The sequence below is a fragment of the Daejeonella lutea genome (assembly GCF_900168015.1).
In the GTDB taxonomy this organism is placed as follows: Bacteria; Bacteroidota; Bacteroidia; order Sphingobacteriales; family Sphingobacteriaceae; genus Daejeonella; species Daejeonella lutea.
Genome location: NZ_FUYR01000001.1, coordinates 159,335 through 181,074, shown reverse-complemented (window position 1 = coordinate 181,074; position 21,740 = coordinate 159,335). Strand labels below are relative to the sequence as shown.

Annotated in this window: 24 protein-coding genes; 4 read left to right on the top strand and 20 right to left on the bottom strand. The window is 40.9% G+C overall.

Annotated elements, in window-relative coordinates; genetic code table 11:
* Window positions 1–41: 41 nt before the first annotated feature.
* The 19 genes from nuoL to ubiE form a co-directional block, all read right to left on the bottom strand.
* Window positions 42–2,066 carry an NADH-quinone oxidoreductase subunit L gene (gene nuoL / locus B5X60_RS00925; RefSeq protein ID WP_079700695.1) on the bottom strand — a complete coding sequence of 675 codons (2,025 nt, stop codon included), beginning with the start codon at window positions 2,064–2,066 and terminating at the stop codon, window positions 42–44.
* Window positions 2,066–2,371, bottom strand: a complete 306-nt coding sequence (nuoK, locus tag B5X60_RS00920; protein ID WP_079700694.1) for an NADH-quinone oxidoreductase subunit NuoK — start codon at window positions 2,369–2,371, stop codon at window positions 2,066–2,068. The genes nuoL and nuoK overlap by 1 nt, the downstream gene beginning before the upstream one ends.
* Window positions 2,368–2,901: an NADH-quinone oxidoreductase subunit J family protein gene (locus B5X60_RS00915; RefSeq protein WP_079700693.1), complete on the bottom strand. Its 534-nt coding sequence runs from the start codon at window positions 2,899–2,901 to the stop codon at window positions 2,368–2,370. The genes nuoK and B5X60_RS00915 overlap by 4 nt, the downstream gene beginning before the upstream one ends.
* A complete protein-coding gene (locus tag B5X60_RS00910; RefSeq protein WP_079700692.1) occupies window positions 2,898–3,485 on the bottom strand; it encodes a 4Fe-4S binding protein in 588 nt (195 codons plus the stop codon). Before B5X60_RS00910 ends, B5X60_RS00915 begins: the two co-directional genes overlap by 4 nt.
* A 9-nt stretch (window positions 3,486–3,494) precedes the next feature.
* A complete protein-coding gene (gene nuoH, locus B5X60_RS00905) occupies window positions 3,495–4,565 on the bottom strand; it encodes an NADH-quinone oxidoreductase subunit NuoH (protein WP_079700691.1) in 1,071 nt (356 codons plus the stop codon).
* 202 nt (window positions 4,566–4,767) lie between these two features.
* Window positions 4,768–5,574, bottom strand: coding sequence for a glutamate racemase (murI, locus tag B5X60_RS00900; RefSeq protein WP_079700690.1), 807 nt, complete (start codon window positions 5,572–5,574; stop codon window positions 4,768–4,770).
* Window positions 5,575–5,771: 197 nt separating this feature from the next.
* Complete coding sequence (locus tag B5X60_RS00895; protein ID WP_079700689.1) at window positions 5,772–6,317, bottom strand: OmpH family outer membrane protein; 546 nt, start codon at window positions 6,315–6,317, stop codon at window positions 5,772–5,774.
* Between the two features lie 46 nt (window positions 6,318–6,363).
* A complete protein-coding gene (locus B5X60_RS00890) occupies window positions 6,364–6,897 on the bottom strand; it encodes an OmpH family outer membrane protein (protein WP_079700688.1) in 534 nt (177 codons plus the stop codon).
* Between the two features lie 5 nt (window positions 6,898–6,902).
* A complete protein-coding gene (gene bamA / locus B5X60_RS00885) occupies window positions 6,903–9,449 on the bottom strand; it encodes an outer membrane protein assembly factor BamA (protein WP_079700687.1) in 2,547 nt (848 codons plus the stop codon).
* A gap of 61 nt (window positions 9,450–9,510) precedes the next feature.
* Entirely contained in the window at window positions 9,511–10,251 is a 741-nt protein-coding gene (locus B5X60_RS00880) for an isoprenyl transferase (protein WP_079700686.1), read from the bottom strand.
* Between the two features lie 296 nt (window positions 10,252–10,547).
* On the bottom strand, window positions 10,548–11,336 hold the full coding sequence (gene porG, locus B5X60_RS00875; protein WP_079700685.1) for a type IX secretion system protein PorG: 789 nt from the start codon (window positions 11,334–11,336) through the stop codon (window positions 10,548–10,550).
* A 13-nt stretch (window positions 11,337–11,349) separates the two neighbouring features.
* Window positions 11,350–12,234 carry an NAD kinase gene (locus B5X60_RS00870; protein WP_079700684.1) on the bottom strand — a complete coding sequence of 295 codons (885 nt, stop codon included), beginning with the start codon at window positions 12,232–12,234 and terminating at the stop codon, window positions 11,350–11,352.
* 9 nt (window positions 12,235–12,243) lie between these two features.
* A complete protein-coding gene (locus B5X60_RS00865; RefSeq protein ID WP_079700683.1) occupies window positions 12,244–12,906 on the bottom strand; it encodes a CBS domain-containing protein in 663 nt (220 codons plus the stop codon).
* Window positions 12,907–12,909: 3 nt separating this feature from the next.
* Window positions 12,910–13,671 carry an alpha/beta fold hydrolase gene (locus B5X60_RS00860; RefSeq protein ID WP_079700682.1) on the bottom strand — a complete coding sequence of 254 codons (762 nt, stop codon included), beginning with the start codon at window positions 13,669–13,671 and terminating at the stop codon, window positions 12,910–12,912.
* 126 nt (window positions 13,672–13,797) lie between these two features.
* Window positions 13,798–14,247 carry a GatB/YqeY domain-containing protein gene (locus B5X60_RS00855; RefSeq protein ID WP_079700681.1) on the bottom strand — a complete coding sequence of 150 codons (450 nt, stop codon included), beginning with the start codon at window positions 14,245–14,247 and terminating at the stop codon, window positions 13,798–13,800.
* Between the two features lie 175 nt (window positions 14,248–14,422).
* Window positions 14,423–14,596, bottom strand: coding sequence for a hypothetical protein (locus B5X60_RS18180; RefSeq protein WP_170878351.1), 174 nt, complete (start codon window positions 14,594–14,596; stop codon window positions 14,423–14,425).
* 34 nt (window positions 14,597–14,630) lie between these two features.
* On the bottom strand, window positions 14,631–15,389 hold the full coding sequence (locus tag B5X60_RS00850) for an SDR family NAD(P)-dependent oxidoreductase (protein WP_079700680.1): 759 nt from the start codon (window positions 15,387–15,389) through the stop codon (window positions 14,631–14,633).
* 76 nt (window positions 15,390–15,465) lie between these two features.
* On the bottom strand, window positions 15,466–16,212 hold the full coding sequence (gene porT, locus B5X60_RS00845) for a type IX secretion/gliding motility protein PorT/SprT (protein ID WP_079700679.1): 747 nt from the start codon (window positions 16,210–16,212) through the stop codon (window positions 15,466–15,468).
* Window positions 16,209–16,940, bottom strand: coding sequence for a bifunctional demethylmenaquinone methyltransferase/2-methoxy-6-polyprenyl-1,4-benzoquinol methylase UbiE (gene ubiE / locus B5X60_RS00840; protein ID WP_079700678.1), 732 nt, complete (start codon window positions 16,938–16,940; stop codon window positions 16,209–16,211). Before ubiE ends, porT begins: the two co-directional genes overlap by 4 nt.
* A 166-nt stretch (window positions 16,941–17,106) precedes the next feature.
* On the opposite strand from ubiE, the gene yihA reads away from it, so the two are divergent.
* From yihA to B5X60_RS00820, 4 genes are read left to right on the top strand one after another with little or no spacing between them, the layout of a single operon-like run.
* Window positions 17,107–17,709, top strand: a complete 603-nt coding sequence (gene yihA, locus B5X60_RS00835; protein WP_079700677.1) for a ribosome biogenesis GTP-binding protein YihA/YsxC — start codon at window positions 17,107–17,109, stop codon at window positions 17,707–17,709.
* 1 nt (window position 17,710) lies between these two features.
* On the top strand, window positions 17,711–18,571 hold the full coding sequence (locus B5X60_RS00830) for a UbiA-like polyprenyltransferase (protein ID WP_079700676.1): 861 nt from the start codon (window positions 17,711–17,713) through the stop codon (window positions 18,569–18,571).
* A 4-nt stretch (window positions 18,572–18,575) separates the two neighbouring features.
* A complete protein-coding gene (locus tag B5X60_RS00825; protein ID WP_079700675.1) occupies window positions 18,576–20,291 on the top strand; it encodes a M3 family oligoendopeptidase in 1,716 nt (571 codons plus the stop codon).
* A 36-nt stretch (window positions 20,292–20,327) separates the two neighbouring features.
* Window positions 20,328–20,981, top strand: a complete 654-nt coding sequence (locus B5X60_RS00820; protein WP_079700674.1) for a hypothetical protein — start codon at window positions 20,328–20,330, stop codon at window positions 20,979–20,981.
* Here B5X60_RS00820 and B5X60_RS00815 read toward each other — a convergent pair.
* Window positions 20,978–21,655: a phosphatase PAP2 family protein gene (locus B5X60_RS00815; RefSeq protein WP_079700673.1), complete on the bottom strand. Its 678-nt coding sequence runs from the start codon at window positions 21,653–21,655 to the stop codon at window positions 20,978–20,980. The genes B5X60_RS00820 and B5X60_RS00815 overlap by 4 nt on opposite strands.
* Between the last annotated feature and the right edge of the window lie 85 nt (window positions 21,656–21,740).

Genomic DNA, 21,740 nt, shown 5'->3' with positions numbered 1-21,740 from the left:
CCCTAAACTATTGTTTTTGCAGACAAGTATTATCATGGAATTCATATGAGGTATGTTATTATAAAAAAAGTGACCACCAGTGTAAGCATGGTAATTAAATAATGCTGAAGTTTTCCAGTCTGAAATTGTCGTGCAAAATCCCCGGTCTTACTGGCAAGTGAGGCTATTCCATTCACTAAGCCATCAACAACATGCCTGTCGAACCAATGAATGATATCTGAAATAATTCGAGCCAGGCCTGCCAATGAGTTGACCAGCCCATCAACAATCAGAGTGTCAAATTTATGGCTGATAATTGAAAGAGCTGTAATAGACCTTACAAAAAGTAAATCATAGACCCTATCCAAATACCAGGCACGGTTAGAAAAACGATATAGCAGACCATTCTCTGGCAGTTGCTTGGTCGCAGTTCCTCCATATAGCTTATAGGAGATTAAAACAATTATGGCACTTATCCCTGTGACGATAATTGGAACTAGCAAATGGAAGATATCGAAGGGCTTGACACCGGCGGGGACAAAACCCTGCAGCAACCATGAATTATCGTATGATAGCGGGTTTACTGAAAATAGTGGAAAAAGGCTGAAAAATGCCAAAATTAAAAGAATACGCGTCATCGGCCAGGGGGCATCTTTAACACCCTTGTAGTTGGATTTTCCGAAAAAAACTTTGAAAATTAGCCGACCTATATAAAAAACCGTAAGCCAACTAGTGAGTACCAAAACAAATGGCACTAATTTTTTGAATCCATGGTAACCCTCAGCCCACTCAAATGAAGTGATCAGAATGGCATCTTTGGATAAAAATCCGGAAGTGAAAGGCAGTCCGGCAAGCGCAGCGGCTGCAATGCACATCGTGATGAAGGCTATAGGCATTTGTTTCCTTAACCCGCCCATTAACCGAATATCCTGATGATTAAACTCCAAGCTATGGTGTTCTTTGTAATGGTGCAACTGGTGAATCACAGAACCTGCCGCCAGGAATAACAAGCATTTAAAAAAGGCATGAGTTGCCAGGTGGAAAATACTTTCGCCATAAGCACCAATTCCCATTGCGGCAATCATAAATCCTAATTGCGATATGGTTGAATATGCTAGAATACGCTTGATGTCGTTTTGAGTCAGGGCGATTGTAGCAGCCATAAATGCAGTAAATACACCTACAACTGTTATCGTATTTAGGGCTATACTGTCAAAAAGAGGATAAACTCTCCCAAGCAAAAATACTCCGGCCGCAACCATTGTTGCCGCATGTATTAATGAGGAAACAGAGGTAGGTCCTTGCATTGCGTCTGGCAGCCATGTGTGGAGCGGGAATTGGGCAGATTTCGTCATTGCACCGATAAAAAAGGCAAGTCCGGCAATAGTAAGCCATATAACGGGTACACTCGCTGATTCACTTATCCAAAATCCATTTATAATGGATGCTGAATCAACAAGGCCACCAACATTAAATAACCTACCTATATCAAAGGTTCCAAATTGTGAATAAATTATCATTAGACCCGTCAAAAACCCCAGATCCCCAATTCTGTTCATGATAAACGCCTTCTTAGCTGCCTGGGACGCCGCATCTTTTGTAAACCAAAAACCGATTAACAAATAGGATGACATACCCACAAGCTCCCAGAACATATAGATCAACAACAAGCTGTCGGATATTACCAGGCCCATCATCGAAAAGCAGAATAATCCCAGGTATGCCCAATATTTGTAGATATTTTCATCTCCCTTCATATAGGAAATGGAATATATGTGTACGAGTAACGAGATAGCCGAAACGAGGACCATCATCAGAACGGAGAGATTATTCAGTAAAATTCCAGCTGAAATACTGACCGTCCCTACCTGAAACCACTCAACTTGTTGTTGCAGAGTAGTGCTATTCCAGACATTTATGAAAACAAGTAGGGATGCAATCAGGCTAACACTGATGTTAAATATCGAAATTGTTGCTCCTTGAGATTTTTTCAGCTGTAAGATTACTAGAAAAGATGAAAATGGAAAAACTAATGCTATTAACGAAAGCAGGCATAAAGTGTTAGCTGAAAACGTTAAAAAATCCATCAATTTTTAAGTGTATCAATTTTGTCAGGATTAATGGTCCTGAAATGCTTATAGACATTTAGTATTATAGCTAGCGCGACGGCTACGCCAGCTGCTGCAAGCACAATCGCAAATAACGCAAACATTTGGCCGCCTCCAGCGACCCTGTCAAATCTGCCGGCAGCAACGAAGTTCAGGATTGCAGCGTTTATCATGAATTCTATACCAATTAATATCTGAATCGCGTTTCTTTTTGTCAACACTGCAAATAAACCTATACAAAACAAAGCAGCACTGATGATCATAAAATGAGACAATGGAATCATGATCTTCTCTCCCTTCTTGATAAGTGCGCTGCGCCTATTAAGGCCATCATTAAAAACACAGAAACTACTTCAAAGGGCAGCAAATATCGGGTCATGGTATGTATACCAATTTGATGGATCGTGTTGTCGTTTTCGCTTATTGCCTGCCCGTTTTTTATCCAAGACAGGTTAACTACATCAGCTGCGGAAATCGCTGAAACAAGCAGGAACAACATACCGCCACAAATTAAGAGTCCAGCCAAATGGGTAAACTTAAAACCACCTGCAATATTTTGCAAGCCGCTAAGTAACTCTTTATTAGATAACATAAATGCAAAAAGCATAAGAACCAGCACACCGCCGACATAGACGACAACTTCCGTTACTGCTATAAAATCTGCAAGGGCAAAAACAAACATCGCCGCGAGCGAAAATATCGTTACGAAAAACAGAAAAATACTCCTGACCAGGTTCTGCATACAAACCACCAGCAACGCGGATATTAACGTTAAGGAAGCAAAAAAGTAAAAGGCTAGCTGTTCGGCGCTCATTCTTTAGTTCTATCAGGTTGTAATGCCGCTTGTTTTGCCGCCAAACGTTCAGCATTTTGTTTTTCAAGTGCAATTCGTTTTTCCTCAGCGTCTGCAGCAGTCATATCGGAAAACTTATAAACCATTTCATTTAAAGTTAATGTACTGCGATCGTAGGTGTCTGTCATGATAATACATTCTGTCGGACATACGACCGTACAAAGTCCACAATACATGCATTTGGCCATATCGATATCAAACTTGGCGGCATATAAACGCTTTGTTGTTCCATCGGACGTTTTCCCTATTGCCTCCGTGGCCTTTATACTTTCTATCTCAATGCAATCGACAGGGCAGATCTTAGCACATAAATCGCAGACTATGCAATCATCCATTTCCACATCAAGCTGATATCGTCCTACCTCTGGCAAAGGCAGTTTCTGATGCGGGTATTGAATAGTCGTTGTCCCACTTTTCTGGTCGAAGTAATTACTGTCAGAGATGGACCTTACCTGACGACTTTCGGTTGCAGCAAAAAAATGTCCGAGGGTTAGTTCTAAACCTCTCCTTACTGTTTTAAAGACATTAAAAAGCTTTCCGTTCATCAGTTTATATTACATCATTGTGAGACGCCAAATACCGGAAATTAGCATACATAAAAAAGCGAGTGGTGTTAGGACCTTCCAGCAAAAGCTCATTAATTGATCGACTCTAAGGCGAGGCAGTGTCCATCTGATCCAGATCTGCACGGCAACAACAAGCAATGTCTTTATAAGCACCCAGAATATCCCCCATCCCATGCCTGTAGTCCATGTGGAAAGTTTAACAGAACCGATATTAGGCAGGAATGTATTCCATCCTCCCAAAAATAATATAACCCCAATCATCCCGACAAGGAACATCATCGAATATTCTGCGAGGAAGACAAATGCAAAGCGAAGTCCGGAATACTCAACGTGAAATCCGGCAACAAGCTCAGACTCCGCCTCTGGAATATCAAAAGGGGCACGATTACATTCAGCCAGTGAGGCTATAAAGTAAATAATATATGCGATGATCAAATGCGGCGCCTGAAATATATTCCATGCAAGCAGCCCCCCTATCGAACTTACCTCCCACACTCCTAGAAATAAAATAGATTCATCAGAGAGAATGCCCTGCTTTATACTCACTTCCTGCATATTAAATGTTTGAGATATCATTACCGCTGAGATGAGAGCGATCCCGGCAGGAATTTCGTAAGATACCATCTGAGCGACTGATCTCATCGCTCCTAGCAGTGCATACTTATTATTTGAACCCCATCCGGCCATCAAAATTCCTATGGTTTCCATAGACAAGATCGCGAAAATATAAAACAAGCCGAGATTCAATGATGACGGGCTAAGTCCGGGCGCCCAGGGCAGAGCCGCAAATCCAAGATATACCGAAACAAAAATGACGATTGGTGCAAGGGTGAAGAGTATCTTATCAGCCGATGAAGGGATGATAAATTCTTTCTGCAACATTTTTATAATATCGGCGAATGCCTGTAAGGAACCATATTTTCCTACCTCCATTGGGCCCAGACGATCCTGCATAAATGCAGAGATTTTTCGTTCAGAATATAATGCGAATAATGTGAATAAAGCTGTAAAGGCGAATAAAGCGGTTGCTACGAGTACATATGTCAGATAGAAATTCAATTCTCCGGGCTTATGTACGCAAACTTACGGATTTGTATTAAGAAAGTATCAAGAATCACGTTCGGCATGTCTTAGTAATAGAATTTGCATTACAGAAATGACCCTGTAATCTCCCCACCAAAACCTGAAACACGCCTTTCAAAGACACCCTACACAGTGGAGACTCCCTCTTATTACTTGTTACTATAGATGATTCTTGACTTCAGTCCCAGATTGGTTCAAGTTTGAGATTGATCTTCTCCCCAAAGAACAGCCTTGTACTTTTAGCGAAAGAGGGGGTGTAATCCGATACGAAAAATTGATGCTTTTTTGCCGGCTCAGCATTTAAAAGCTGTAGATCAGACAAGCGATCTTTCACATGCTGAGCAACAATTTCAGCTGTATTAATAATGTTGACCTTTCCCTTATAAAAGGACGATATTTCCGACTTTATCAGCGGATAATGCGTACATGCAAGAATCAGACTATCGATCTTTTTTAGCTTGGAAGATGACAAGTATGAATTAATTACGGTCTTGCTTATATTATTGTCAAAGAAGCCTTCTTCGATCATTGGAGCCAGCAATGGTGTAGCAAGGGACGATACCTCAATACCCGGATCCGCCTGTTTGAACTTTCGGGCATAGATATCAGACCTTATTGTAGATTTGGTTCCAATCACCCCTATTTTTTTATCGTCCCCGCTTTTTACCATGAGGTCAACAACGGGGTCGATAACATTAATAATCGGGATCCGATCACCCAGAAAGTGGATGAGTTCATGAAATGCATGAGATGATGCAGTATTGCAGGCAATGACAATCATCTTGCAATTTTTATCCAGCAAAAACTTGGCGATCTTGAGGCTGTAGAATTTTATAGCCTCCGGCGACTTATCACCATAAGGCATATGTGCGGTATCTCCAAAATAGATAAGCTGTTCGTTAGGTAGGATCTTACGAATGGCATTTGCCACTGTAAGTCCGCCAATTCCGGAGTCAAAAATCCCGATAGGCAATGATGAACTCATTTTTTTAAACAGTTGACAGTTGAAGGTGAACGATGAAGAGTGGACTGAAAGCCGGTATAAGTTTATATATCACAATGACGAACTTTTTTTACTAATACACCTTTTCATTCAAATACGTGATTCTTGGCACTTCATTCTCCCTCATAAAAAAAGCGTAACCATTCCCGATTACGCTTCTCTAAATAAATACGTTGCTTTTACTTACTTGCTGTAGTGATACCTAACTTGGTTTTAACTGCTGCGAGCAAATCCTCTCCTCCATCGAAATAAACAACACCTGGCTGAGATACATCAAATACGTAAGCGAATCCTTTTTCCTTCGCTACAACTTTAACCGCATCTTCGGCTTTTTTGAAAACTGGCTGATAAAGTTCAGTCCGTTTTGTGGTTAAAAGCTCCTGAGATTTTTCCTGAGTTTCAGTGATCCGTTTTTCCATATCCTGAATTTCCTTCACAAGGGCTTCGATTTCTTTTCCAAGAGTTTCCTTGTTTGCCTCACTTAAAGCTTTTGTTTTATCGTTGTAAAGTGTGATTTTTTTGGTGCGCTCTGCATCCATTAATTCTAATTCCGTTTGCTTTTGTTTAGCAAAAGTTTGAAAATTAGCATCAGCGGTTTTCATTTCAGGCATTGACTGTAATAGGTCGGCAGAGTTTATGTGTCCAAATTTCTGCTGAGCGTTAGCTACATTTCCTGCCATGAATAATCCTGCTGCAACTAATCCTATTCTAAATAATTTCTTCATTGTTTTATTGTTTGTTCTGTTTTTTGTTTATGATTTATGAGAGCTCTTAATTGGTAACAAATGTTCCTGGTTTGTATCCCAGGCGTGTAACTACATCATTGCTTTTGTCTAAACGTGGACTTGCATATAAAAGTGTGATCTCGCTATTTTTGTCAAATATCATATCCAATTGCTGGGCATCTGCAACAGCTTGTATTGCTTTTGCTACGCGATCCTGGATGGGTTTGATAAGTCTTGTCCGCACCTGAAAAAGCTCGCCTTCGAAACCAAATTTAAGCCTTTGAAATTCTTTGGCAGCATTTTCCTTTTCGATTATTTCCGATTCCCGGCGTTTCCGCATATCTTCTGTCAGTAAAACCTGATCGGCCTGATACGCCTTAAATAACCTTTCAATGTCCGCAAATCTCGAATCAACATCCTTTTGCCATTGGGCAGATAATGCATCCAACTGCTTTTGGGATGAGGTGTATTCGGGAATATGTTTTAAAATATAATCACTATCAACATAAGCAAATCGTTGTGCTGAAGCTGTGAATGATATTAAAAATAGTAATAAAGTACCTAAAATTACTCTCTTCATCTTAATTAATTAAATCCGCCATTTAACGCTTGCGATATACTAAACGTAAAAGGTTGTCTGCCATTGTCACTGAGACCAGGTATTTTATCAAAAGCAAAACCGTAGTCAATACCAAGTAAGCCGAATATAGGTAAAAACACACGTGCTCCAAACCCAGCTGTTCTTCTAACATTAAATGGAGCAAAGTCACGGAAAGAATTCCAGGTATTACCCCCTTCAGCAAATGCAAGAACGAAGATTGTGGCAGACTGACTGGCAGTGATCGGGTGTCGTAACTCTAATACATATTTGTTAAATATCGGGCTTCCGGATCCTTGGGCAATCGTTGGATTAGAGCCAGAAGGGATAACTGCATTGTTTGCATAACCACGCATAGCGATAATTTCAGAACCCTGCAGATAGTCAAATCCCTGCATACCATCGCCACCGAGTTTGAAACGTTCAAATGCAGACTGACCCACAGCAGTATTATATATTCCCAGCAAACCAAATTGTGCCTGTGCTTTCAAAACCAGCTTACCGTATATTCTTTGGAACCATTGCGATTCGAATTTCCACTTATGGTATTCAGTAAACTTATATTTCTCCTTGTCCGTGGCGATAGCATAATTCTTATTGTTTAAAAGAGAATATGGTGGGGTTGCCTGAATGGTAAGTTTAAGGTTTGATCCAGAAGTCGGGAAAATCGGCGCATCAATTGAGCTGCGGCTGAATTCCTGCGTCAAATTGAAGTTATAGGACGTCCCTGTAGCAAATATAAACTGATTGTAATTATTCAGCTTGTATTGCTGCAAGTTGATCGAAGTATTAGCCTGGAAATAATCATCCGGCCATTTCAGACGCTGACCAAGGGTGAAGGTCATACCATTTAACCGGATTTTTTGCTGATCAATATCACTGTCGCGTAATCCGTTAGATTGCAAAGATGTAAATGCACTTATTCCAAAATAAATAGGCTTTTTGCCTCCAAGCCATGGCTCAGAGAATGAAAAGCTGTATGACTGATAGAATTTACCGTTTGTTTGTCCTCTTATACTCAATTTCTGCCCATCACCTTTAGGAAGTGGCTTCCATGCGCTCATATTAAAGAGATTACGCGCAGAAAAGTTATTAAAAGTCAGACCAAGAGTACCAACAACACGTCCGCCACCAAAACCACCCGAAAGCTCGATCTGATCAGAAGGCTTTTCAACCACATTATATTCTATATCAACAGTTCCTTCATTAGGATTGATATTTATTGGTTTAGGATCCGTTTTAGTATCATCAAAATTCCCTAACTGAGCAATTTCACGTGTACTACGGACGATCAGTTCTTTTGAAAATTTTTGTCCTGGCTTGGTACGTATTTCCCTAAGAATAACCTTGTCGTTCGTCAGGTCATTACCCTTCACCATCACTTTATTTACAGTGTACTGCGGGCCTTCATACATCCTTATCTCAAGATCAATGGTATCGCCATAAATCTTAGTTTGGACCGGATCAACGTTGAAGGTCAAATATCCGTCATTCAGGTAAAGTGATGAAATATCATCCCCGTTCGGACTGCTTGATAGTTTTCTGGTAAGTTTTTCTTCACTAAATACTTCGCCCTTCTTAATGGAAAGCAGAGTCTCCAGGAATTCGCGCGGGTATTTTGCATTGCCCGCGAATGTGATGTTTCCAAAATAATATTTAGGCCCTTCGTAGAGATTGATCTTTACCGTTACCCCGTTTTCACTTGAGCGGTATGTTGAGTCACTAATTATCTCAGCATCTCTGTATCCCTTCTCATGCATTTTAGAAATCAGCGTCAGTTTGTCCTCGTCATATTTAGCCTGCAGGAATTTAGCAGATCCAAAAACTTTGTAAAACGCCCGCTCTTTGGTTTTCTTAAGATACTTTTTAAGAGTCTTATCCTTGAAGTCCTTATTTCCTGTAAAAACAATCTCGTCAATCTTTACACGCTTATTTTTATCAACCGTGATATCTAATATCATATTATTAGCTTCTGCGGTATCTTTCCGTTGAGCTATAGAAACATCTGTGTAGAGATAACCTTTTTCATTAAAATGCTTTTTAATGATATCAGTTGTAGTTTTGAGTAAGTTCTCATTAACAACCTTCCCGGTTTTATCATTTAACTTTGCTTTAACATCGGTAACTTCACCTTTCTTTAAGCCGAGAAGATCAATCCGTGTGAGTCGTGGACGTTCTACCACCACGATATCAAAAAAGATAGAATCACCCCTGATTTCAGCAACATTTAATTTGACATCGTCAAATAATCCCTGAGCCCATAGGTTCTTTACCGCATTTGATGTCGCGTCACCTGGAACCATAATCTTATCACCTGTAGTCAGCTTTGAAATAGTGATCAGCACTGACTTGTCAAGGAACTGAGTACCAGATACCGTGGTACCGCCAATGGTAAATTCCTGCGGGTTAAGGTAACTTATTTCCGAGCTGGTTGTAGTTGGTCTGGCAGGCTGCTGAGTTCCGGTCCGTCCAAACTGCGCCATAGCAGATGTGCCTGAAATAAGTAAAAATATTATAATTAAAATACGGTTCATTTTTCGTGTTTAACGGTGCTAAAGTAAGCTAATCACTTGTTAAAAAGTGTTAAAGTTAAAATTAGTTCAACTGTTCACTGGTCATTCCAAAGCGACGTTCGCGCTTCTGAAAATCAATTACAGCTTCAAAAAGGTCTTCTCTTCTGAAATCTGGCCAAAGCTTAGAAGTAAAATACAGCTCCGAGTATGCAAGCTGCCAAAGCAAATAATTACTGATCCTGTGCTCACCGCTGGTACGGATCATTAATTCAGGGTCAGGCATATCCGCAGTGCTCAAATATGAGGCAAATGTATCTTCGGTAATATCCGCTAACTGCACAATGCCTTCCTTAACATCCTCTGCAAGTTGCTTCGCTGCGTCAGTAATTTCCCAGCGTGAGCTATAGCTTAACGCGAGCGTGAGCGTACAGGCCGTATTAGCCGAGGTTTTTTCTATCGTTTCATTTAACTGACGATAGCATTTTTCAGGAAGCGATTGCAGATTTCCAATGGCGTTCAACCGAACACCATTTTTCATCAGCGTTTTGGTTTCCTTATTTATGGTAGATACAAGCAATTCCATCAGGGCCATTACCTCTAACTTCGGGCGGTTCCAGTTTTCAGTTGAAAACGCATATAAGGTAAGGTGCTTTATTCCGAGTTCCACTGCTCCTTCTACGGTGTCACGCACTGAAACAACACCGTTTTGATGACCAAAAACCCGCAGTTTTCCCTTCTCCTTGGCCCATCGGCCATTCCCATCCATGATGATGGCAACGTGTTGCGGAAGGCGCTCCTTATCTATTTGATCGATTAAACTCATTAAATAACACTAAAATCTGACTGGCTGATATAATTAACCATGAAAATTAGAGCTGCAAAGGTATGGAAATATAGGCATATATTTTGGGCACGGAATATTAATTAAGGGTAGCTGATAAGAACTGGGAGCTATCCGTGGCCAGAAGTCTCAGGTCCGAATAACACGTACCATATCGGAAACATATGAAGAGTTGTATAGGGTTGTTCATGCGTAGTGCAATCGTATTTGCTTATATGTTTACCGGTGCCAGGAGAAAACATTTATCTTTTAATAGCACCTTAAGACCTCTACCCTTTTCAAAACGTTGGACATTTGAAAGAAACGAACGTATAAGTAAGGCTGATTGCCGTAAACATATATGTGTCCCTTGGCCTGAAATCACCTCTTTGCACACCTGGCGCCCCGCTCTGACTTAGGGAACGATCTGATAAATCAGGTGTTACCGGACTAGCCGGAGGATTCGCTGCAAAATCTTGATATCTTCCGCTAACATCATCAAGGTAATCTGTAAATGCTGTCCGGTATCCAATCTCACCAATAATATTCCAATTGCCTTTCAGGTTATATTTGACTCCAGCACCGTATACGGCCGACAGTGCATTCTTTTTATAGTCGACACCTTCGGTTTGAAGTGGGCGAAGCTCAATTTCACTGCCATTATAATCCGCTACCGGGTTGAAAGATATGGCGGCGGCACCAGCAAATATGTAAGGGCTGAATCGCCTCGAACCAAATCCAGGCAGGCCGCCAGGGAGATAATTAAAGAGGTTCAGCTCAGCCTGGAGCGACAATTCCGTTAAAGCTGTGCGGAAGTGCAGATTGCGGTCAATCTGGTAGGCATTGCGTGATTTGGCATCGTCACCTTGAATTGCACCTCGCATAATTCCAAGTTTAGCTGACCAGTGCCCGTTGAAATTACGCTTAATTAACCCTCCAAATACCGGATCGGTAAACTTATAAGGTTTCACCGGCTGAAGATCGCCCATATAACCTGCAGCTCCAGCCGAAACACCGGCCTCCCAAGTCTGGGATAACGCAATAAAACTTTGTGAGAAGAAACAAATAATAAGGATCAGTCGGCGCATTAAAAGGATTTACTTAATAGTTTCTCGTATCTATTCCCCAAAGTAATTTGTTCCTTAACGTAGATAAATAGTTTTCATTATTCAGCCTGATCAAATTAATACCGAAATCCGCCTTTCTGACCTTGATCTTAATTGACGCGTCGATAACTTCGGTTCTCGAATCACAGGTAACTAAATATTTAGAGCTTCTTCCTTCGATCTCGAAAGAAAGGATATTATTATCAGATAAAACAACCGGACGTACATTTAGATTATGTGGCGAAATAGGAGTTACGACCATGTTACCAGAACCTGGAAGAATGATCGGTCCCCCACAACTCAAGGAATATGCAGTGGAACCGGTGGGTGTAGCTACAATTAAACCATCAGCCCAATACGAGTTCAAAAAATCACCATTTAGGTAGGCATGAACGATCATCATTGCCGACGTGTCGCGTTTATGTATTGTGATATCGTTTAGAGCAAAATTCTCATTTCCAAAAAGCTGTAGTTCCGAATCAAGCATTAGCTGCTCCCTCCTATCCAAAGTAAATTCCTTGTTTACAAGACTTTGAATGGCTGAGGCAATATCATTTTTGTTGATGCTTGCAAGAAATCCGAGCCGGCCGAAATTTATTCCAATGACAGGAATATTTGAATTACAAATTAAAGTAACAGTATCCAGTAAAGTTCCATCGCCCCCAAGGCTAATCACCACATCGACCTTTGCGGCAATAAGGTCGTGATGATTTCGAAAGATCTGAAATTTCTTAGGAAAGAATATTTTGCCGGATATGAAATGGTTGTACTTATCAAAAACAAATGGTTCGATATCGTACTGAGCCAGGCTGTCAAAAACCATTTGTACATGAGGCAGGACGGTGTTATTGAACTGCCTGCCATAAATTGCAATCTTCATGCTGATTTTTTAGATATCAAGGTAATTCATAAGCTGGTCATATCTGTCTGATGTACCATCATCTGACTTAGTGTCGTTAAATGTGGCCTTGACATTATAATCGTACCTTAAAAATGAAGCTAATATCGATGATATATCCGTCCGGTTAAGTTTTAATGTAACTTCAAGTCGAGTGGAGTCTGGAAATGACTCGATGTAGGAGCTTAATATCTGAGCATTATCTGACTCTACGATCTGAGCGATATGAGACAGGGAGTTATTACGGTTATTGATCTCCAAAATGATAATGCTGCCCGGCTCTTTCACAGATGTGATAGTAGCAATATGCTCCATCATGGTATTTATGGAAATTAACCCTTTGTAATTCTTGTTTACGTCCAGAACGGGGACTATTGTTAGTTTCTGTTCATAGAATAGGCGAATTACATCATAAATATGTTGCTCCTGGAATACAAATGGATTATGAAGCGAAAGGCTGAGTCCTCCAATTGGAAACGTTAAATCAGCGACTTCGATAAGATCTTCATCAGATATCAAACCAAGAAACTGCTGGTCATTGACTATGGGCAGGTGATTCACTCTGAACTCGGCCATCCGATCCATTACCTTCTGAATGGTATCAGAAGTTCTTACCGGCGGGATGGCATCAGATATGAGTTCATGTGCATACATAATTTATTCTTTTTGTTTATCGAGGAACCTTCTCAGGTACACGTTAAATTCCTCAGGCTGTTCCATCATTGGAGCATGTCCGCATTTATCAATCCAATTTAATTCAGAATCAGGTAGCAGCTGATGGAATTCTATGGCCACCTCGGGCGGCGTGATCTTATCGTCACGTCCCCAGATTAAACATACGGGAACTTTGATCTTATGGATGTCTTTCGACATATTATGGCGTATCGCAGATTTTGCCATCGCCAAAATCCTGATAACTTTAACCCTGTCATTTACAATCTGGAATACCTCATCAACAAGCTCTTTTGTTGCGGTAGCAGGATTATAGAACGTAAACTCTACTTTTTCCTTTATAAAATCATAACTCTCGCGCTTTGGGAACGAACCTCCGAAGGCATTTTCGTATAATCCCGAACTCCCTGTAAGCACCAGTGACTTGACCTCTTCGGGATGGCTTAGTGTATAAATTAGTCCCACATGACCGCCGAGTGAATTACCTAGTACCGTGATATTTTTAAGGCCTTTATACTTGACAAACTTGTGTACGAATTTCGAGAGAGTTTTTACACCTGTAGTAAGCAAAGGGAGATCGTATAAAGGTAGCAGCGGTATTATCACCCGGTAATCTTTTTTAAATTCCGTCACCACATCAGTCCAATTACTGAGCGCTCCCATTAATCCATGAAGCAATACTAGAGTTTCGCCCTCGCCTTCGTCAATGTATTTAAAACCGTTTTCTTCTTTAATTGCGAACTCCATAGAATTGTCAAGTGCGTATATCGTGTTACCTGCTAAGATATAAGTCTAAAAGTAAAATCAGTATAAAAACTAATTTATATGCTTATAAATATATGTTTTTGTGGGGAAATGTGAAAAGTATTCAGCTTAGGCGAGGAGTTCTTTCACAAGTTCAGAGATTGTTTTCCCATCGGCTTTTCCTGCCAATTCCTTGTTTACTAAGCCCATAACTTTACCCATGTCCTTCATACTCTCTGCACCTGACCGTCGGATCGCATCTTTCACATGGTCTGCTACTTCTTCGCGGCTCATTTGTTTCGGAAGATAGTTTTCAATCACTTGCATCTCTTCCAATTCGATCTGGTACAGGTCATCGCGCTTTTGCTCCTGATAAATTTCGGCTGATTCCTTCCGCTGCTTCACTAATTTCTGAAGCACCTTCACCTCGGCCTCTTCTGTCAACACATCTGCGGCACCTTTTTCTGTTCTGGCAACAAGCAACGCAGCTTTTACAGCCCTTAAACCACGTAAGCGAACCCCATCTTTGCTTAACATGGCGGATTTAATATCCTGATCTATTTTTTCCTGAAGAGACATTGGTTAGTTTATTTTCAGATTGCTAATTTCTGCAAAACTACGGAATTGATATGGGTTGGGGGAATTTTGTTGTCTATTGCTTTTTTATTTGCAAAGTTGCGTCTTTTTCATGCATCGTTGTAGCTGCGAGCGACTCTGTTGCGTCTTTTTCACGCAATGATGTGGTTCTGAGTGACTATATCGCGGCATTTTCATGCAACGATGTCGCTCCGAGTAACTCTGTTGCGTCTTTTTCGTGCAATGATGTCGCTCGGAGCGACTCCGTTGCGTCTTTTTCATGCAATGAGCTAACTGCAAGCGACTGCGCTGCGGCTTTTTCATGCAATGTGATTGCTCTAATCGACTTCAATACAGCTAAAACCAGTTATTGATATGATCGTCTATTAAACCTCGCGCAATAAGTGCGTTGTATTCGCTTGAGCAGCTGCCAAAACGATCATGTCATTGATGTTTACATGAGCCGGCCGGGAAACGGCAAACCAGATAGTATCAGCGATGTCCTGAGCGTGCAGCGGCTCAAATCCATCATATACCTTTTTTGCTCGTTCTTTATCTCCTTTGAATCGGACTTCAGAAAATTCGGTTTCAACGGCACCAGGGTGGATTCCAGTTACTTTAATTTTATGAGGCAAAAGATCGATCCGCATCGCTTGATTGAGAGAATCTACGGCATATTTCGTAGCGCAATACACATTGCCGTTAATATACGTTTCCTTACCGGCTATGGAACCAATATTAACTATATGTCCTGACCCGTTTTTAATCATCCAGTTGGATACGATTTTAGTTACGTATAATAATCCTTTGACGTTCGTATCAATCATCACGTCCCAATCATCGGTGTCACCTGCATTTATTGGATCCAGGCCGCGCGAAAGACCTGCATTGTTAATGAGCACATCAACCTTTTTCCACTCTTCCGGGAGACCCTCAAGTTTTTGTACCGCCTCCTTTTCCCTGACATCAACAACAAGTGTTTTTACTTCGATTCCAAATTCTGAGCTGAGATTTTCAGCGAGCAACTGTAATCTTTCGGTCCTGCGGGCCAGAAGTACCAGATTGTATTTTTGTTGAGCAAAAAGACGGGCAGTTGCTTCGCCAATCCCGGCGGTTGCTCCTGTAATTAAGGCTATTTTCGACATAAATAAATAAAAATCGAAAATAAGGAATTAGTGGAAAGTATAAAGTAACAAGTATAGAGTATGATGTGGGTTGTTGTTACTCAAAGAATAAACTGAACTGAAAATTCCTCAGGAACATCTTATCGATTGGTGCGATGTAGGGGTTTTCCAGTCGGTCTTTGTCGAGAAGCACACTTTTTGTGGTTTGTGAAAATTTGATTTCGGGCGACAGTTTGAACCATTCGAAATACAAATCGAGTCCGAGCCCTGCTTCGTACCACAACGAGTTCGGCACGCTCTTCAGGTATTTTTCAGAGGGGATTAATGCACTGTCATCCTTTTTCTTCTTTGAAACAATGTCCATGGAATACTTAGCTCCTGCGATGATATATGCCCTGTAATTATTTAAGCGGTTGGTTTTTAACTTAAATCCAATTGGTAGATCTACGAATGTCGCCTGCACTTTCTTTTGCACGGAGTATGTTGGATTATCAAATTCGTAAATCGCAGAAATATCTGAGAATACCAGTCCCGGTGTAAAACGAAGATTTGTGTTTTCACTGAGCTTATAATCGGAAACAAATCCAAGGGCAAAGCCTTTGGAAACCGGCGAGCTCAGGCTAATCAATTGTGCGGGAACCATGTCTGTCCCATCGATTGGGTCAGGAAAAGGCCCTCTCCATCCGGCGGTTTTTTGAATCTTGTATTCGGCGGCAACGTACTGGAACTTAAACCCGAAATGCAGTGTCTCATTATCAACTCCTCCGCCCCAATTTTGCTGCGCAAATAAGTTAACATGAAAAATAACTGCGAGCAAAAAGGTCAGGTAAAGATTTTTCTTCATTTAGTGCCGGTATAAATCGAACAAATCCCAAACGCTAGAGGACGCCATTTGGTATTTTGGAATCCAACTTTAATCATTAAGTCGGTAAACTGCTTCCCATCTGGAAATGCAGCAACCGATTCAGGCAAATAACTATAAGCGCTTGCATCCTTAGAAAAAAGCTTACCTATGGATGGGGTCACATATTTGAAATAGAAGTTATACCCCTGTTTGATCGGAAAAATTCGCGGTTTGGAGAATTCAAGTATTACTGCCTTGCCGCCCGGTTTAAGTACCCGCAGCATATCTGACAGACCTTTTTCGAGGTTTTCAAAATTACGCACCCCGTATGCGACGGTTACTGCATCAAAACTATTATCCTCAAATAAAAGCTTCTCAGAATCGCCCAGCCTTACATCGAAAACGTCTTGAAGGTTCCTTTTCAGGATCTTTTGTTTGGCGATAGCGAGCATCCCTTCAGAAATATCAACTCCTGTAATCTTTTCGGGATTTAAGATCTTTATAGATTCAAAGGCAAAGTCACCGGTGCCAGTCGCGACGTCAAGTATGTGTTTAGGCTTGTCTTTAAGCAGTTCACGAATGGCTATCTTTCGCCATATAACATCAATACCAAGTGAAAGGAAATGATTCAGAAAGTCGTAAGTACCTGAAATATTGTTAAACATCGTAGCGACCTGTTCTTTTTTGGAAGCTTCCGAATCGCGATAAGGGGTAACGGGTTTGGACATACGCTTGCAAAGATAGAGTTTTACGTTTTACGTTGTACGTGATACGTTGCTTGCGCACAATAAGCGAATAACAAGCTATTATTAGTATTTAAACTTCCGGCGTATTTAGAAACGTCTAACTTAAAAAACACATAACGTTTAACGTAAAACGCATAACTTTGTCCGGATGATAATCAAAAGCGCAGAATTTCAATGCAGCAATACAAGAACTGACAAATTACCCCCTCCGGTATTGCCTGAATACGCATTTATAGGACGTTCAAATGTGGGCAAATCCTCTCTGATAAATATGCTTGTTCAGAAAAAGGGCCTTGCCAAAACCTCTCAAACTCCCGGTAAAACTCAATTGATAAACCACTTTCTGATCAATGAAAATTGGCATCTCGTGGATCTTCCCGGATACGGATATGCGAAGACTTCTCGGAGCAATCGCGCCGACTGGCAGAAATTCATCAGCTTTTATCTTCGGAATAGGGAAAATCTGCAATGCGTATTTGTACTGATTGACAGCAGACTTGAGCCGCAAAAAATCGATATTGAATTTTGTTCATGGCTTGGTGAAAATGGCCTGCCATTTCAACTGATCTTTACCAAAGCAGACAAGCAATCCCGGGTTAAGACAGACCAGGCAGTTGCGAAATTTCGTAAAGCGCTGCTGGAAATTTTCGAAGAGGTTCCGCAGCATTACATCACATCTTCTGAAACACAGGATGGCAGAGAGGAAATATTGCACTTCATTCAGGGTCTGAACTCAACGTTTACCAGGTAGCATGAAGAAGTACTTTTCGCTTGTGTTATTTGCTCATACGGTTTTTGCCATGCCCTTTGCTTTTATTGGCTTTTTTCTGGCCGTAACAACTACGGATCATACCTTTAACTGGATAAAGCTCCTTTTAATGGTGCTGTGTATGATATTTGCCAGAAATGCAGCGATGGCTTTCAATCGATATCTTGACCGCGAAATAGACGCTGCAAATCCCCGGACCGTCGTACGGGACATCCCGGCCGGACGAATTTCATCGGGAGAAGCACTTGCTTTTACAATAATAAATTGTTTGCTGCTGGTGGCAACTACGCTGCTCATTAATCGGCTATGTTTTTACCTTTCTCCGGTCGCACTCGCTGTGGTTTTAGGATACAGTTATACAAAACGATTTACTCCACTTTGCCATTTAATCCTTGGGCTTGGATTGGCACTGGCACCAATCGGAGCTTACCTGGTTGTAACCGGAGAATTCGCAATGCTTCCAATATATTTTTCGCTGGCGGTTCTGTGCTGGGTGAGCGGTTTTGACATTATCTATGCTTTGCAGGATGAGGAGTTCGATCGTGAGAACCAGTTAAATTCTATCCCAGCGTGGCTTGGAAAAGAACGGGCATTGAAAGTCTCATCGGTCCTTCATTTTTTCGCTGTTTTATTCATCAGCGTTCCTTATTTTGTTTCCGGCTTGAGCTGGTTTTATCTTGCCGGAATAATTTTTTTTATCATGTTGTTAATTTATCAGCACCAGCTGGTAAAACCTAATGATCTTTCAAAGGTAGACCGGGCGTTTTTTACTACCAATGGGATTGCGTCGGTTGTATTTGCTGTATTTTTTCTGTTAGACGTTTATTTAAGAAACCTTTTATAATATCATGGAAACTCTCAAAATCAATAAGAAGGCTAGAATTTATATACCTGTGGATTTGACAATAATCTGGGAGAACCTGGAACCGTTGTTTGAGGAATTATTGGCCAGGAATATCAACTCTGTTGCCGACCTGGAAAAATGGTTAAAGGACCGGAGTGAACTTGAAGCTGCTCTAGAAGAAGATTTTGCCTGGAGATACATCAGGATGACCTGTGATACCACCGATGAAAAGCTACTTGCCGATTTCCAATTTTTTGCCACGGAAATTGAACCCAGGATCGCGCCGCTTAACAATGAATTGAACAAGAAATTTATCGGCAGTAAATTCGCTGAGAAGTTGGATAAGAGCAAATATTTTGTCTACACCCGCGGAATTAAAAAAGCCCTTGAATTATTCAGAGAAGAAAATATCCCCTTGCAGACCCAAATACAAGTGGAGCAGCAAAAATATCAGGCAATAACTGGGGCCATGTCGGTAAACCTGCGTGGCAAAGAATACACCCTGGAGCAAGCTGCGGTATTCCTGAAAGACACCGACAGAAACCTGCGTAAGGAGACTTGGGAAGCTATCACGGCAAGGAGGCTGCAGGATAAGGAAAAACTCGATGAGCTTTTCAATGGCCTTTTGAAATTAAGGCACCAGGTTGCATTAAACGCCGGATTTGAAAATTTCAGGGATTATATGTTCCAGGCCCTTGGCAGATTTGACTATACTCCCCACGATTGCTATAAATTCCATGAAGCAATCAAGAAAGAAATTGTACCTATACTCCAGGAGCAGGCAGAGATTCGCCGCAAGGCCTTAGGGTTGGAGGAACTAAAACCCTGGGACATGGATGTGGATATTTCCGGAAAAGCGGCTCTTAAGCCCTTCAACTCGGGAGAAGAGCTAATTGATAAATCTATCAAATGCTTTCAGGGGTTGGATCCATATATTGGCGAACGACTTGAGATTATGAAGGCCAATGGCTTTTTTGATGTGGAAAGCCGGAAAGGCAAAGCTCCGGGAGGTTATAATTACCCCCTCGCAGAAAGCGGTGCGCCATTCATATTCATGAATTCGGCGGGCACTTTCCGAGATCTTACTACAATGGTCCATGAAGGCGGACATGCGGTACATACCTTTATCTCTGCTGACCTTGAGTTAAATGATTTCAAGCATCTTCCTTCAGAAGTAGCCGAGCTCGCTTCTATGAGCATGGAGCTTATTTCAATGGATAAATGGGATGTATTTTTCGATAATCCCGAAGATTTAAAACGTGCAAAAAAAGATCAGTTAAAAGATGTTTTAAAAACACTGCCATGGGTGGCAGTTGTAGATCAGTTTCAGCATTGGATTTATACCAATCCAGATCAGACGTCCGAGGAAAGAAGGGAAGCTTGGAGAAGCATCTTTGCACCATTTGGTAATAATTTCGCAGATTGGACCCAACACGAAGAGGCTCTTCTTAATTTGTGGCAAAAGCAACTTCACATATTTGAGGTGCCTTTCTACTATGTTGAATACGGGATAGCCCAACTAGGAGCCATCGCAGTTTGGAAAAACTATAAAGAGAATCCGGAGAAAGGATTGCACGATTATCTGGAAGCATTAAAACTGGGATATACAAAGACAATAAAACAGATTTATGAAACTGCTGGGATAGAATTCAATTTCAGCAAATCATATGTCAAAGAACTCGTGGAATTTGTAAAGGACGAATTGAAAAAATTAGATTAGTGTACAGCGGGCACACTTATTGCAAGAGCCCCTGCCATGAGAACAATTATTTTAATTTTAGCGATAGTACTTCGGTCAGTTGCATCTTACTCTCAGGATTGGGAAACAGTTCAAATCGACAGCACTGTTTCTGTAAAACTCCCGAAAGGATTCACAAAGACTGAAAAAGATGAGAAGTACAGTCTGGTGGCTGTTAGTCCCTGGGGAACTATCCTCATTTTCAAAACACCAGACAACCCTACAGTTACCCCCGACATTGAAAAAGAAAAGCATTTAAAAAGGTACTACGATGATTACATCAAAAATGTACGTACCGTTTCAAGCAGCTCGATAATAAAAGACGAAAAGGATGAAACAATCGGCGACCTAAAAGTCAAAGACTTTACGCTCCAGATTGACACCGGAAGTGGAGTGTTGTATAGAAATTTCAGACTTCTGCACGCCAGCAGTGCTACCTATATCTTTGAATTTCTTTACCAGGACTTACACAATCAATTCGCAATTCCCGAAAAGGAAAAGTTTTTCAATTCAATTGAGGTGAATGAAAATCTCGACAAAACTGATCAGTATACCAGCGAAGAAATAAACAAGAACAATGCGGAAAATAAAAAATATCTCTATTGGGCTATTCCCGGAGGCTTGCTCCTAATTGGAATAATCTTTTATATAGTCCGAAGGAGGAAAACCTAAGCGGAATTTCTCTTTTTTAACAAACTTCCCTCGAGTTTCGGTGAGTGGTACCAATCTGAATTTTCAAGCATCCAGATCAGGTGAAAAGTAAGGACAACTCCTAATACTGAACCTGCAAAAACATCCTGGAAGAAGTGCTGCGAAAGATAAACACGGGAAAATGCGGTTAAAATGGCTACTGGAATAATAACCCAATGAAGTTTTCGGTTTGGTAAAATAAAAGCCAGAACTACTGCAAGAGTAAACGCATTTGTACTATGGCCGGACGGAAAGCTATGAAATTCATATAAGGGGTAACCTTCAATAGTTCTGATGGGATTTAAGCCTTCGAAAAATTTACTGGGCCGTGGAGAGTCAAATATTCTTTTTAGAATCTGCACGATAACTGAAGAATAGGTGTAAGCGAGAAATGTGAGAACTGCATATCTGTATTTAATGAATAACATCGTTATGCAAACAATTAGCGTCGTTAACTCATCTCCTACTAATGTACTAATCTTGAAAAATTCATCAAAGAAAGTATTATGACGAATATTTGTCCACAAAAATAGTTCTGCCTTTGAATTAGTCAAAAGAATATAAAGGCAAATAACCACCAGAATAATAAACGGTACTACAAAGGCCAGGTGCCTTTGGATAAGATTAGCAAAACTCGATCGTATTTTCTTCTGCATATTTCTATTCGCCAAAACTACGTAATTCTGGACTTAACAACTATCTGATTATTTGTAACACCCCGTTACGTCATCTGTTTTGTGA

Coding starts and splice junctions, on each gene's coding strand:
- bamA (WP_079700687.1), bottom strand. CDS start 9,449: ATGAACCGTATTTTAATTATAATATTTTTACTTATTTCAGGCACATCT.
- murI (WP_079700690.1), bottom strand. CDS start 5,574: ATGAGTTCATCATTGCCTATCGGGATTTTTGACTCCGGAATTGGCGGA.
- B5X60_RS00880 (WP_079700686.1), bottom strand. CDS start 10,251: ATGAGTTTAATCGATCAAATAGATAAGGAGCGCCTTCCGCAACACGTT.
- B5X60_RS00850 (WP_079700680.1), bottom strand. CDS start 15,389: ATGTCGAAAATAGCCTTAATTACAGGAGCAACCGCCGGGATTGGCGAA.
- B5X60_RS00865 (WP_079700683.1), bottom strand. CDS start 12,906: ATGTATGCACATGAACTCATATCTGATGCCATCCCGCCGGTAAGAACT.
- B5X60_RS00895 (WP_079700689.1), bottom strand. CDS start 6,317: ATGAAGAAATTATTTAGAATAGGATTAGTTGCAGCAGGATTATTCATG.
- B5X60_RS00910 (WP_079700692.1), bottom strand. CDS start 3,485: ATGAACGGAAAGCTTTTTAATGTCTTTAAAACAGTAAGGAGAGGTTTA.
- B5X60_RS00825 (WP_079700675.1), top strand. CDS start 18,576: ATGGAAACTCTCAAAATCAATAAGAAGGCTAGAATTTATATACCTGTG.
- B5X60_RS00815 (WP_079700673.1), bottom strand. CDS start 21,655: ATGCAGAAGAAAATACGATCGAGTTTTGCTAATCTTATCCAAAGGCAC.
- B5X60_RS00820 (WP_079700674.1), top strand. CDS start 20,328: ATGAGAACAATTATTTTAATTTTAGCGATAGTACTTCGGTCAGTTGCA.
- yihA (WP_079700677.1), top strand. CDS start 17,107: ATGATAATCAAAAGCGCAGAATTTCAATGCAGCAATACAAGAACTGAC.
- B5X60_RS00915 (WP_079700693.1), bottom strand. CDS start 2,901: ATGAGCGCCGAACAGCTAGCCTTTTACTTTTTTGCTTCCTTAACGTTA.
- B5X60_RS00830 (WP_079700676.1), top strand. CDS start 17,711: ATGAAGAAGTACTTTTCGCTTGTGTTATTTGCTCATACGGTTTTTGCC.
- B5X60_RS00855 (WP_079700681.1), bottom strand. CDS start 14,247: ATGTCTCTTCAGGAAAAAATAGATCAGGATATTAAATCCGCCATGTTA.
- B5X60_RS00860 (WP_079700682.1), bottom strand. CDS start 13,671: ATGGAGTTCGCAATTAAAGAAGAAAACGGTTTTAAATACATTGACGAA.
- ubiE (WP_079700678.1), bottom strand. CDS start 16,940: ATGTCCAAACCCGTTACCCCTTATCGCGATTCGGAAGCTTCCAAAAAA.
- porG (WP_079700685.1), bottom strand. CDS start 11,336: ATGCGCCGACTGATCCTTATTATTTGTTTCTTCTCACAAAGTTTTATT.
- porT (WP_079700679.1), bottom strand. CDS start 16,212: ATGAAGAAAAATCTTTACCTGACCTTTTTGCTCGCAGTTATTTTTCAT.
- B5X60_RS00870 (WP_079700684.1), bottom strand. CDS start 12,234: ATGAAGATTGCAATTTATGGCAGGCAGTTCAATAACACCGTCCTGCCT.
- nuoL (WP_079700695.1), bottom strand. CDS start 2,066: ATGGATTTTTTAACGTTTTCAGCTAACACTTTATGCCTGCTTTCGTTA.
- B5X60_RS00890 (WP_079700688.1), bottom strand. CDS start 6,897: ATGAAGAGAGTAATTTTAGGTACTTTATTACTATTTTTAATATCATTC.
- nuoK (WP_079700694.1), bottom strand. CDS start 2,371: ATGATTCCATTGTCTCATTTTATGATCATCAGTGCTGCTTTGTTTTGT.